Here is a 12,377-nt window from a genome sequence, read left to right as displayed (position 1 = left end):
CGAAATTAACCACCGGTCACTGGAGGGAAAAAAGCTAATTCGTCGTTTGGATTTACGATAAAGTCATCTTGAACGAGTTCTTGGTTAACTGCTGTAAGTAACGAGTTATTGGTTAAGCTTTTTGCCCAACTAGGGTTTGATTCTATAAGTAATAATCTCGCTTGCTCTACTGTGACTGGCTCATTAACCTCTAATTGAGTTTCGTTGCAGTTCAGGGCTTCTCTTAGTGCTGCAAAAAAGTTTACCTTGATCATTTTTCTTCCTAAATAGTGTTGTGAGTATTATTTTGCTTAGCAGCCCAACTACCTGACTTACCACCTTCTTTTGAAAGTACCTTGATGCCATGAATCTCCATAAAAGGATCTGCAGCTTTACACATATCAAATAAGGTTAAACAAGCCACTGATACAGCAGTAAGAGCTTCCATCTCAACACCTGTTTGCCCTGATAAGCGACATAAGCTGTTGACGATAACTTGGTTGTTTTTTTCATCAATTTCAAACTCAACTTTCACTTTAGTCAACATAAGCGGATGACATAAAGGGATCAAGTCGCTACATTTTTTAGCCGCTTGAATACCAGCAATACGGGCAACTGAAAATACATCGCCTTTTTTGTTTCCGCCTTGAGTGATCAAAGTGAGCGTTGCTGGCGACATGCTTATTCTACCTTCCGCGGTAGCGGTACGAGAGGTTACTGCTTTTTCAGTAACATCAACCATGTTCGCTTCACCTTTCTTGTTAATATGGCTTAACGCGATACTTTGTGAATCATTATCTGCCATTAGCTTCGAGTCTCACACTGTTCAGCCGAAACATTTAAATGGGTTACAAAATTACATGGGCGATGACCTGCATCTAATTGCTCAGCGATTAGTTTATCCCATGCAGTTTTACAAGCATTGGTTGAACCAGGTACACATAAAATAACGGTTTTATTTGCCATGCCACCAAAGGCTCTAGATTGAACCGTTGCTGTACCTATTTCTGTTAGAGAAATAGCACGGAATACTTCGCCAAATCCTTCTACATTTTTGTCAAATAAAGGTAATAACGCTTCTGGTGTATTGTCACGTTCGGTAAAACCTGTACCGCCAGTTGTAATAATAGCGTGAATGTTATCGTCTGCTATCCATTGTGAAACAACAGAGCGTAATTGGTAAACATCATCTTTTACTATTTGTTTTGCTGCAAGTTTATGTCCGGATGAAGTTAAACGCTCAACCAATGCTTGCCCAGATGTATCTGTAGATTCTGTTCGTGTATCAGATACGGTTAATACAGCAATAGATAATGGGATAAAGGCTTTTTTTTCTTGCTTAGACACTTGATTAGACATGTGCTTTCCTAAAATTTATAAGTTGTTTTTTGATATTTAAATTAATCCGTTTGATATAATATGTAGAATTTTTTACTTCAATATTTATTCCTAAAAGCGTTTTTGAGCTAAAGCCCAATCTTCAGGAGTATTAGCATTAAATAAGCTTGCTGGGGTATTAATCGAAATAGCTTTATGAGGTATTTGATTAAGTAAAGCCCGCATCGAAGGTCCGCTTTTACTCTTAGCCATATTGCTATGAGCAAAACTCTTGTTATCCACCTTTTCATTACCGTCATTTTGCTTAGCTTGATGAATAAATGCCGTTTTTAAAAAGTTTTCTGTATGAGCGTTTACAGGTAAATAAAGAGGCAAGTAATTGTCGTTATAAAAACATGCTTGTTGGCTTAGTTCACCTACTTGCTTTAGTTTTTGTAATGCTTCCATTGTCATCAACGGAAGATCGACAGGTAGAATTAATAAGGCTACTGGTTTATATTTTTCAATCACACTGGCAATTCCACCTATAGGACCTGCTTCTTTGTATTTGTCTGCTACGAGAACGTCTTGCTGAGAAGAGCAGCTAGGTTGGCCGCTTATTACTATATTATTTATACCTGAGCCCGTAAGTAATTGCTTACTGTAACTTAGCATATCGACCTTATTTCGTTGTAAGCTGGCTTTATCTATCCCCATTCGTGAAGATAAACCGCCAGCAAGTACAACACCTAAACATGTACTGTGCTGCACAATAGTAGGATTGTTTAAGGGAGTATTATTAGCTAAACGGATCATTGATTAACCGCCTAACATCGCTAAGTTAGTTGTGGCACCTGTTAGCTTTTCATGTAAAAAATGCGTCGCTTTTTTGTTACCCATCATATTTATAATATGTTGCTTCAAAGGTTCAACATCATCTTGCTGTAAATAATCTTTAAGAGATAAGCCTTCTTCAGTAAATAAACATAAATGAAGCTTACCCAGAGAACTTACCCTTAAACGATTACAGGTTGAGCAAAAGTCGTTACTGTAAGGCATGATCAAACCAATACGACCTGCATAATCAGGGTGATAAAACTCTTGAGCAGGTCCTGCTGACTTATCCCTAATAGCAGGTAACCAACCATCTAGAATTAAATTCTGTTTAATACGAGAACCTTGAACATGTTGTGCATCAAAGAACTCTTGGTTTTCACCCGTTTGCATTAATTCAATAAAACGTAAAGTTACAGGAGTGTCTTTTAGCCAATCTAAGAAAGTTTGCATGTCGTAAGCATTATATTCGCGCATCAACACAGTATTTACTTTTACTGTGGTTTGACCGTGAGCCAATGCCATATCAATGCCTTTTAAAATATGGGGTAACTTATTGTGACCTGTAATACTATGAAACTGCCTCGGATCTAAACTATCGATACTAATATTAATCGCATCAATACCTGCATCTAACCAACTAGGTAAATGTTCAGGAAGTTTAAAAGCATTGGTTGTTATCGCGACGCGTTTGATACCTTGAGTTTCTTTGCAGGCTGCAATGATCTCAGGTAGATCTTTACGTAAAGAGGGTTCACCGCCAGTAATACGGATCTTCTCTGTACCTAATTGCGAAAAGCCATTAGCAATACGCCTTATCTCAGGTAAAGAGAGAAAGTCACGCGGCTGATCACACTGATAACCATCAGGCAAACAGTAAGTACAACTAAAGTTGCATACGTCAGTAATAGATAGGCGTAAGTAATAAAACTTACGACCAAAGTTGTCTGTTAACATCTCACCTTTCCAAATGTGGGGAGGCTTACACGTTTCCATGCAAACCCTGGCGGTTTTGTATTAAAACCACGGCTAAACTAACATTCCAAACATGACCATATTCAAGTCGTGATAATTGGGGTAGCTAGAGAAGCTCGGCGAATAATTTGAGTATTACTATACCTTAATTTTGGTTTACCATAGTAATATAATTTTAAATGCTATGAAGTTCATAAAGTATATTTTTATTATCAACATATTTATTATAGCTTGGTAATAAGACACACTTTTTATGAAATTAATTCCAGTGTATTTTATAAAATCCCCAATTGAATCAAACGAGAGAGTTAAAAACCATGGTTGACTGCTACTCAGCACCAAATTTATTGCCATTCGAACAAGCCTTATCAAACATACTTAATCAAGTTCCGTCGGTCACTGAAACGGAAGAGGTATCAATAAGCGAAGCATTAAATAGAGTGTTAGCGAATGTAACCAAAAGCCCTTTAAATGTTCCTCCACATAATAATTCAGCAATGGATGGTTATGCTTTTGCAAAAGAAAGCTTCACCGATCAAAACTCAGCTAATACCTTAACGCTTATTGGTCGTTCTATGGCTGGCGAACCTTTTCAAGGTGAATGTTTGGCAGGACAATGTGTTCGCATTATGACTGGCGCTAAATTACCAAAAGGTTGTGATACTGTTGAGATGCAAGAGAATTGTGAAGTTGTTAATAATCAAGCTGATGGTTTATCTCATATTACTTTTTTAGAGCCTAAAGAGCAGGGCGATAATGTGAGATATGCAGGAGAAGACATTAAAGAAAACCAAGTCGTGTTTGAGCAAGGTAGAAAGTTATCGGCAATAGACGTAGGTGTTTTAGCTTCATTAGGTGTTCCTACCGTTGCTGTATATAGAAAACTCACTGTCGCATTAATTTCTACGGGTGATGAGCTTAAATTACCTGGCGAAAGCTTAACAGAAGGCGATATATTCGAAAGTAACAGTTTTACTTTAGCTGCGATGCTGGAGAAATTGAATATTAATGTTTTAAAGTTAGGTGTAATAAAAGACGATAAACAAGCCATTACAGATGCCTTTATTAAAGCAGATAAAGAAGCTGATGCGATTTTTAGTTCTGGTGGTGTATCTGTTGGAGAAGCCGATTATACCAAAGAAGTATTAGATGAATTGGGTGATATTAGCTTTTGGAAAATAGCCATGAAACCAGGTAAGCCTTTTGCTTTTGGTAAACTTCCTAATAGCGTGTTTTTTGGATTACCAGGCAATCCTGTTTCTGCAACCGTTACGGCTCATATGTTAGCCGTGCCTGCACTTACTAAAATGCAGAATTGTATTAACGCAGCTCCTGTTAAATTAAGAGTTAAAACTGCAACGAATATTAGAAAGTCACCAGGAAGAATGGATTTTCAACGCGGTATTTTAAGTACAAACGAGCAAAGTGAAATGTTGGTATCAAGTACTGGAAATCAAGGCTCAGGAGTATTGACGAGTTTAGCTAAAGCTAATTGTTATATAGTACTGCCTGCAGAACAAGGCAATATATCAGCTAATGAATTGGTTACAGTGCAATTATTTGACTCAGTGATCCAGCACTAGCGGCATACTTTTAACAAAGGTATTAAATAAAAATGGCGAATAGAAATATTCGCCATTTTTATATTTATCATTAGTTATTCTACCTAAAAAGGTTTTTAACTTATTTATTCCATCGTAATTGTTTGACTGAAATAAGTGCGTGATTCGGTTTCATTTGTATCTATCTTAATCTCAAGAATAGCTTCTTCAGGTTCGCCATCTGTTTCATTTTTTAGAATGAAATCTATCGTTTTGAAACCAGCACTACGCGTATTACTTACTATATAACCTGAACTTTGGATAATGGATTTTGTAAAAAATTGATTTAATTTGGTTTAGTGAAAATAATATATATTAAAACTGACTTAAATGATTCATTGGCCTCATAATGTTGGAATTTAATTCTTTAACAAGGCATTTTTCTTGACTAATAGCTGGCTATTAGCAATAAAAATAACGACGTTAGAGGGGGAAATAAAAATATTAGACGTAATTGCTTACCCAGAGTTTAGGTTGTGTAAGTTGTTGTTATTTATGTGATTGTACCTAAGGGGATGGTGGCTATAGCAAGACAATGGTTGCATTGCGCTATCAGCAAAACTAAAAGCTGTTGATCCGTCATCAGCTATTGAAGGTGTTTTATCGTTAATATCTTTATTATTAGCGCATAAATTCATTCAGTGAAAAGTTGATGCATATAAAAAAGTTTTAATAATGTAATACGATTTTAATCATGAGAATTGATATCTGTTTATAGTGAAATAATCTTTAGGCTGACGAGGTCTTATCTTGTGAGGATAATTCAATAATCAATATGATAAACCTAAGCTTTAACTTATAGGTCAGTGCTATAATGATCCTTATTAGAATATTTAAATCTGAAAATAATGAAAAAATCTTGGTGGCATACACAATGCAAATATTGTAAGAAAGCGCGTTTAATTTTCTTATGGTTAGTTTTAATGTTAATTGTAGATGCAATGTGGTTTCACTTATTAATTAAATAAAAAGGAAAACGTTATGGGATATCGTTGGACAGACTCGTTAGACATTGCATTAGATCTTATGGAAGAACATCCTGATGCTGACCCAATGAAACTTAATTTTACACAATTAAATAAGTGGGTTTTAGCATTAGAAAATTTTGATGATGATCCTGAACATTGCGGTGAAAGGGTGCTTGAAGCAATTCAACTTGCTTGGTTATCAGAAGTAGATTGATTTGTGTTAATTTTAAATGACATTTAGCGTTATAACTTGGCTTTTTCATTAAGCATTAATAAGAATTTATGTTAGCCTATTTACAATAGTGTGGAGCTTTGTTCTTCGCATACCAATTATAAAAAATTCAACAAGAGAAAGTCACTCAAATTACTATGACCAACAATAAAAAACATCCGTTATATATACCGTTTTCAGGTCCTTCATTATTAGAAACTCCTTTATTAAATAAAGGCAGTGCTTTTAGTTCTGAAGAGCGAGCAAATTTCAATTTAACAGGTCTTTTACCTCCTCGTTATGAAACGATTGATGAGCAAGTTGAACGCGCTTACATGCAATACAAAAGTTTTGATGAAGATTTAAATAAGCATATTTATTTAAGGGCGATTCACGATAATAACGAAACTTTATTTTATAAGCTGGTACAAGCTCATTTAGCTGAGATGATGCCTATCATATATACACCAACGGTTGGTGATGCTTGTGAGCAGTTTTCAGATATATATAGAAGCTCAAGAGGTTTATTTATCTCTTATGAAGAACGTCATAGCATGGACGACATTCTACGCAATGCGACAAAAAATAAAGTTAAAGTTATTGTTGTTACCGATGGTGAGCGAATTTTAGGTTTAGGCGATCAAGGTATTGGCGGTATGGGTATACCTATTGGTAAGCTTTCATTATATACCGCTTGTGGTGGTATTAGCCCAGCTTATACATTACCTGTAATGCTTGATGTAGGAACAAATAATGAAAAGCTATTAGCTGATCCTATGTACATGGGACGTCGTCATAAGCGTATTGGACAGGAAGAATATAACGAATTTGTTGATATGTTTATTACTGCAGTCAAACGTCGTTGGCCACGTGTTTTATTGCAATTTGAAGATTTTGCGCAGCCTAACGCAACTCCATTACTGACTAAATATCGTGATGAAATTTGTTGTTTTAATGATGATATACAAGGAACAGCTTGCGTAACTGTAGGTTCATTATTAGCAGCATGTAGAGCCAAAGGTGCTAAGCTTTCTGAACAAAAAGTTGTTTTTGTAGGTTCTGGTTCAGCAGGTTGTGGTATTGCAGAGCAAATTATTACACAAATGATCAGTGAAGGGATTTCACCTGAACAAGCAAGAAGCCAAATTTATATGATAGACCGTTCAGGTTTGCTTATAGAAGGTATGGAAGGTTTAAGAGATTTTCAAAGCAAGTTATGTCAGTCCTTATCTAATATAGCAGCCTGGAATACAAGTGACTCTTCACCTACATTATTAGAAGTTGTTAATAACGTTCATCCTGATATTTTAATTGGTGTTTCTGGTGTTTCAGGATTATTCACTGAAGAATTAATCAGAACAATGAAATCTCATTGTAACTTGCCTATTATATTCCCGTTGAGTAACCCTATAAAGCAAGTTGAAGCAAAGCCTATTGATGTAATTGAATGGTGCGATGGTGAAGTAATTATTGCTACGGGGAGTCCATTTACTCCTGTTCACTTTCAAGGTAAAACCTATCCAATACCTCAATGTAATAACAGTTATATATTTCCAGGTTTAGGTTTAGGGGTTGTTGCTGCAAATATTAGTCGTGTAACCGATGAAATGTTAATGGTAGCGAGTGAAATGCTTGCAAGTGAATCACCTTTAGCTAATACAGGCAAAGGGGAGTTATTACCGCCTCTAACATCTATTGCACAACTTAGTAAGAAAATAGCCTTTGCTGTAGCTAAAGTTGCTTACAAGCAAGGTTTAGCATTAGAAATTAATGACGAAATGTTACTGGCAAAAATTGATCGTAATTTTTGGAATCCAGAATATCGTCAATACAAAAGAATTAGCACCTAAAAAAGGCTAGTTCACCATATTTGCTGATAAATAAATCGTTCACAGTTTATTTATTAGCAAGTTTTCACTTCACATCCAGATATCATTTGCATTTTCTATGTAAAAGCGTAGAATACGCGAGCTTTTCTGTCACTATGGTGACGGAAGTGTCTGGAAAATCCGTTTTAACACTTAATATAATAGAGGGCGATATGGTTACCATTCGTTTAGCTCGTGGTGGCGCTAAAAAGCGTCCATTTTATCAGGTTGTAGTTGCAGATAGCCGTAACTCTCGCGATGGTCGTTTCATCGAGAAAGTTGGTTTCTTCAACCCAACAGCACAAGGTCAAGCTGAGAAATTACGCTTAGACCTAGACCGTATCAACCATTGGGTTGGTCAAGGTGCTGGTTTATCTGATCGTGTAGCTAAGTTAGTTAAAGATGCTCAAGTAGCAGCTTAATTATGCTTAGAAGGTTTTAGGAGTCATTGTGGAAGAATTAGGTAAAGAAATCACTTTAGGTAAAGTAGGCGCAGTCTATGGCATCAAAGGTTGGTTAAAGATCCATTCGTTTACTGACGACCAAGAAGCCATTTTAGACTATTTTCCTTGGTCTTTAAAATTAGGAAATAAAACGCAATCAGTAGAAGTTACTGATTGGCGTCGACACAACAGCTCACTTATTGTCAAAATTGCAAATGTTGACGACCGAGATATTGCGCAAGCATATGTAGGTTCTGAAATTATTGTAAATGAAAAATCGCTACCGGAACTGCCTGAAGGTGAATTCTATTGGCGTGACTTAATAGGCATGTCCGTTGTTACTACTCAAGGTTATAACCTTGGTAGTGTTTCTGATGTTATGGAAACTGGCGCTAATGATGTACTGGTTGTAAAAGCTAATCTAAATGATGGATTTGGCAAAAAAGAAAGGTTAATCCCTTACTTATTTGAGCAAGTTGTAGAGTCAGTTAGTTTAGAAACTAAACAAATTTGTGTTGACTGGGATCCAGGTTTTTAACTCGTGAGTAACTGCAAATTATGGATAGGGGTGATAAGCCTTTTTCCAGAAATGTTTGATGCAATCACTGAGTATGGGGTAACTGGCCGAGCAATTCGTAATGGTTTGATTGACTTTCATAAGTGGAATCCTCGTGATTTTACTCATGATAAACATCGCACTGTTGATGACCGACCTTATGGCGGTGGTCCAGGAATGCTGATGATGGTTCAACCACTACGAGATGCCATTATTGCTGCACGTGCTGCAGCAGATGTTGATGGTACTTCTGATAAAAAGAAGGCTAAGGTTATTTATTTATCTCCGCAAGGCCGTAAATTAGATCAAGCTGGCGTACGCGAATTATCACAACATGACCGACTGATATTTATAGCAGGACGTTATGAAGGCATAGACGAGAGACTAATTGAGTCGGATATCGACGAAGAATGGTCTGTTGGTGATTATGTACTAAGTGGTGGGGAATTACCTGCCATGAACGTAATCGATGCTATAGCACGCTTTGTTCCTGGTGTATTAGGACACGAACAATCAGCCGAACAGGATTCATTTTCTGAAGGTTTATTAGATTGTCCGCATTACACAAGGCCAGAAGTATTGACTACTTCTTCTTCGGAAGAAAAATCAGTACCTAAAGTGTTGCTAAGTGGTGATCACAAACGTATAGAACAGTGGCGTCAATTTAAGTCTTTGGAAAGAACATGGACTAGAAGACCAGAACTATTAACTAACCTAGCTCTGACAGCGGAACAAGAAAAACAGCTACTCTTAATTAAGAATGGTGAAAAGATTGTTGATGACTGTGAAACCTAGGAAGAAGGTATTATGAGTAATATTATTAAACAGCTTGAAGCTGAGCAAATGAAAAAAGATGTACCAGCATATTCACCAGGTGATACTGTTGTTGTACAAGTAAAAGTTACAGAAGGTGATAAATCTCGTCTACAAGCATTTGAAGGCGTAGTTATTGCTATAAAAAACCGTGGCATCAATTCTGCATTCACTGTTCGTAAAATATCTAACGGTGTTGGCGTAGAACGTGTATTCCAGACACATAGCCCTATCGTTGACTCTATTGAAGTCAAACGTCGCGGTGATGTTCGTCAAGCTAAACTTTACTATCTTCGTGAACGTTCAGGTCGCTCTGCACGTATCAAAGAGAAGTTGGGTAAAAAGTAATTTCTTACATTTAAGAAATTTACTGATTAGCTTGAAAAAACCTGTGTTGGAAACAACACAGGTTTTTTTGTTTTAATAAATACATTAAATAAAAATCCTTTCAAATAAAGTACATATCTTCGAAATCTATCATCTCTCCCAGAAACAGCTATTCATTTTATTAGCTCAAATAAAAAGTTTATCAGTGAAAATAAGCATGATTGTGGGCAAAGTATGCGTATTGTCATTTTACTTCTCTTGAATTGTTATTATTTCTTCAATACATTGTTATAAATCTCTAAAGTTTCGACTTTAGTCGAGTATGCCAACTAGCTTAGTTAATATATGATTGGTTTAATTAATTTTATTCAACGTAGTTATGATTTAATGTGTTTTCATTAAATGACCAGCGTTTAAGTTTCACAAAATAAAGGAAGGCCCATGCAAGATTTAAAGACCCTTTACCCTGTTTTAGAAAGTGCTAAACAGCATACTCATATTGATAGTGCAACATACGATGCTATGTACAAAAAATCAATTGAGCAACCTGATCTATTTTGGGCGGAACAAGCAGATAAGTTTTTAGATTGGTATAAACCTTGGGATAGCGTTTCTGATGTTGACCTTAAAACGGCGGATATTAAATGGTTTTCTGGTGGTAAATTAAATGCATCATACAATTGTATCGATCGCCATTTAGCGACTAAAGCAAATGATACCGCGATTATTTTTGAGGGAGATAACCCAGATGAAGATGATCGTATTAGCTATCAACAGTTACATGATCATGTATGCCGTTTTGCTAACCTTTTAAAAGCAAGAGGTGTTAAAAAAGGCGATCGTGTTTGTATTTATATGCCGATGATCCCTGAAGTGGGTTATGCAATGTTGGCGTGTGCTCGTATAGGTGCTGTTCACTCAGTGGTATTTGGTGGCTTTTCAACAGAATCAATTAGAGCACGTATTGTAGATGCTGATTGTAAAGTTGTACTTACTGCGGATCAAAGTTTACGCGGTGGTAAGGCTATTCCATTAAAATCAAATGTAGATGCTGCGATAGCGGATTGCCCTAATGTGAATACTGTTGTAGTGGTTAAGCGTACTGGTGGTGAAATCAATTGGAATGATAAAGTTGATTTAGATTACGCAGAAGAAGTCAGTAAATATCCTGCGGTATGTGAACCTGAAGAGATGGATGCTGAAGATCCTTTATTTATTTTATATACCTCAGGCTCTACAGGTACGCCAAAAGGTGTTCTTCATACTTGTGGTGGTTATTTATTATATGCGGCAATGACTCATAAATATGTTTTCGATTATAAAGAGGGTGAAACTTATTGGTGTACTGCTGATGCAGGTTGGATTACTGGCCATTCTTATATTTTTTACGGACCATTAGCTAACGGCGCAACTACTTTAGTGTTTGAAGGCATACCAACTTATCCTGATGCGGGTCGTTTTTGGCAAGTATGTGAAAAGCATAAAGTTAATATTTTTTATACAGCGCCAACGGCAATAAGAGCTTTAATGAGTGTGGGTAATGAATTAGTTGAGCAAGCTGATCTATCATCACTACGTTTATTAGGTACAGTAGGTGAGCCAATTAATCCTGAAGCTTGGCATTGGTATTATGAAGTGGTTGGTCAATCTCGATGTCCTATTGTTGATACTTGGTGGCAAACTGAAACAGGTGGTATTCTGATCACTTCTTTACCGGGCGCGGTTGACATGAAGCCTGGTGCTGCAGGTAAACCATTTTTTGGTGTTCAACCTGCATTATTTGATAAAGATGGTAATACTCTTGAAGGTGAAAATAATGGTTTACTTGTAATGACGGCAAGCTGGCCAGGACAATTAAGAAGTGTTTATGGCGATCACAAACGTTTTTATGATACCTATTTAGGGCAATATCCTGGAAATTACTTTACAGGTGATGGTGCTAAACGTGATGAAGATGGTTTTTATTGGATAACAGGTCGTGTAGATGATGTACTTAATGTTTCAGGGCATCGTTTAGGTACAGCTGAGATTGAAAGTGCATTAGTACTTCATCCTGCTGTTGCTGAAGCTGCTGTTGTGGGTTATCCGCATGAGATCAAAGGGCAGGGCGTTTATGCTTATGTTTCTTTAATGCAAGGTGCTGTAGAAACTGATGAGCTTATCAAGGAGCTTACTGAGTTCGTAGCAAAAGAGTTAGGCCGCTTTGCAAAACCTGATTATATTCAATACGCACCGGGTCTACCTAAAACACGTTCAGGTAAAATCATGAGAAGAATACTCCGAAAAATTGCCGAGAATGATATTGATACATTAGGTGATACGTCAACATTAGCCGACCCTACTGTTGTTGATAATCTTATTGCTAAACGAATTATTCATAGTGAATAAGGTTTTGGAAAGTTTAGTTTACAAATGACCCGTCCTAATATAGGTTGACAGTCATTTAATTAAAACGCCTGATGTACTTCATTGGGCGTTTTATATT

13 protein-coding genes and 1 riboswitch are annotated in these 12,377 nt (G+C 36.6%); of the genes, 8 read left to right on the top strand and 5 right to left on the bottom strand.

The window, feature by feature from the left end; genetic code table 11:
- Positions 1–5: 5 nt before the first annotated feature.
- From Q5N69_RS16515 to moaA, 5 genes are all read right to left on the bottom strand, one after another.
- On the bottom strand, positions 6–254 hold the full coding sequence (locus Q5N69_RS16515; RefSeq protein ID WP_304370188.1) for a MoaD/ThiS family protein: 249 nt from the start codon (positions 252–254) through the stop codon (positions 6–8).
- An 8-nt stretch (positions 255–262) separates the two neighbouring features.
- A complete protein-coding gene (gene moaC, locus Q5N69_RS16510) occupies positions 263–784 on the bottom strand; it encodes a cyclic pyranopterin monophosphate synthase MoaC (RefSeq protein ID WP_304370187.1) in 522 nt (173 codons plus the stop codon).
- Positions 784–1,338, bottom strand: a complete 555-nt coding sequence (gene moaB / locus Q5N69_RS16505) for a molybdenum cofactor biosynthesis protein B (protein WP_304370186.1) — start codon at positions 1,336–1,338, stop codon at positions 784–786. Before moaB ends, moaC begins: the two co-directional genes overlap by 1 nt.
- A 90-nt stretch (positions 1,339–1,428) precedes the next feature.
- Complete coding sequence (locus tag Q5N69_RS16500; RefSeq protein WP_304370185.1) at positions 1,429–2,112, bottom strand: molybdenum cofactor guanylyltransferase; 684 nt, start codon at positions 2,110–2,112, stop codon at positions 1,429–1,431.
- Positions 2,113–2,115: 3 nt separating this feature from the next.
- Complete coding sequence (gene moaA / locus Q5N69_RS16495) at positions 2,116–3,087, bottom strand: GTP 3',8-cyclase MoaA (protein WP_304370184.1); 972 nt, start codon at positions 3,085–3,087, stop codon at positions 2,116–2,118.
- Positions 3,074–3,239: riboswitch (molybdenum cofactor riboswitch) on the bottom strand. (Overlaps the previous gene by 14 nt.)
- Positions 3,240–3,422: 183 nt before the next feature.
- On the opposite strand from moaA, the gene glp reads away from it, so the two are divergent.
- The 8 genes from glp (at position 3,423) to acs (ending at position 12,280) form a co-directional block, all read left to right on the top strand.
- Positions 3,423–4,688 (top strand): gephyrin-like molybdotransferase Glp, encoded by a 1,266-nt coding sequence (gene glp, locus Q5N69_RS16490; protein ID WP_304370183.1) that lies wholly within the window; start codon positions 3,423–3,425, stop codon positions 4,686–4,688.
- 999 nt (positions 4,689–5,687) lie between these two features.
- Positions 5,688–5,888: a Fe-S cluster assembly protein IscX gene (gene iscX / locus Q5N69_RS16485; protein WP_304370182.1), complete on the top strand. Its 201-nt coding sequence runs from the start codon at positions 5,688–5,690 to the stop codon at positions 5,886–5,888.
- A gap of 155 nt (positions 5,889–6,043) precedes the next feature.
- On the top strand, positions 6,044–7,735 hold the full coding sequence (locus tag Q5N69_RS16480) for an NAD-dependent malic enzyme (RefSeq protein WP_304370181.1): 1,692 nt from the start codon (positions 6,044–6,046) through the stop codon (positions 7,733–7,735).
- Between the two features lie 191 nt (positions 7,736–7,926).
- A complete protein-coding gene (gene rpsP / locus Q5N69_RS16475; protein ID WP_076420269.1) occupies positions 7,927–8,175 on the top strand; it encodes a 30S ribosomal protein S16 in 249 nt (82 codons plus the stop codon).
- 28 nt (positions 8,176–8,203) lie between these two features.
- On the top strand, positions 8,204–8,734 hold the full coding sequence (gene rimM / locus Q5N69_RS16470) for a ribosome maturation factor RimM (RefSeq protein ID WP_304370180.1): 531 nt from the start codon (positions 8,204–8,206) through the stop codon (positions 8,732–8,734).
- 3 nt (positions 8,735–8,737) lie between these two features.
- Complete coding sequence (trmD, locus tag Q5N69_RS16465) at positions 8,738–9,547, top strand: tRNA (guanosine(37)-N1)-methyltransferase TrmD (RefSeq protein WP_304370179.1); 810 nt, start codon at positions 8,738–8,740, stop codon at positions 9,545–9,547.
- Between the two features lie 12 nt (positions 9,548–9,559).
- On the top strand, positions 9,560–9,913 hold the full coding sequence (gene rplS / locus Q5N69_RS16460) for a 50S ribosomal protein L19 (protein ID WP_304370178.1): 354 nt from the start codon (positions 9,560–9,562) through the stop codon (positions 9,911–9,913).
- A 420-nt stretch (positions 9,914–10,333) separates the two neighbouring features.
- Positions 10,334–12,280, top strand: coding sequence for an acetate--CoA ligase (acs, locus tag Q5N69_RS16455; protein ID WP_304370177.1), 1,947 nt, complete (start codon positions 10,334–10,336; stop codon positions 12,278–12,280).
- Positions 12,281–12,377 lie beyond the last annotated feature (97 nt).

The organism is Pseudocolwellia sp. AS88 (assembly GCF_030551755.1).
GTDB lineage: Bacteria > Pseudomonadota > Gammaproteobacteria > Enterobacterales > Alteromonadaceae > Pseudocolwellia.
The sequence above is the reverse complement of the archived record's forward strand: the minus strand, read 5'-3'. Positions and strand labels throughout refer to the sequence as shown.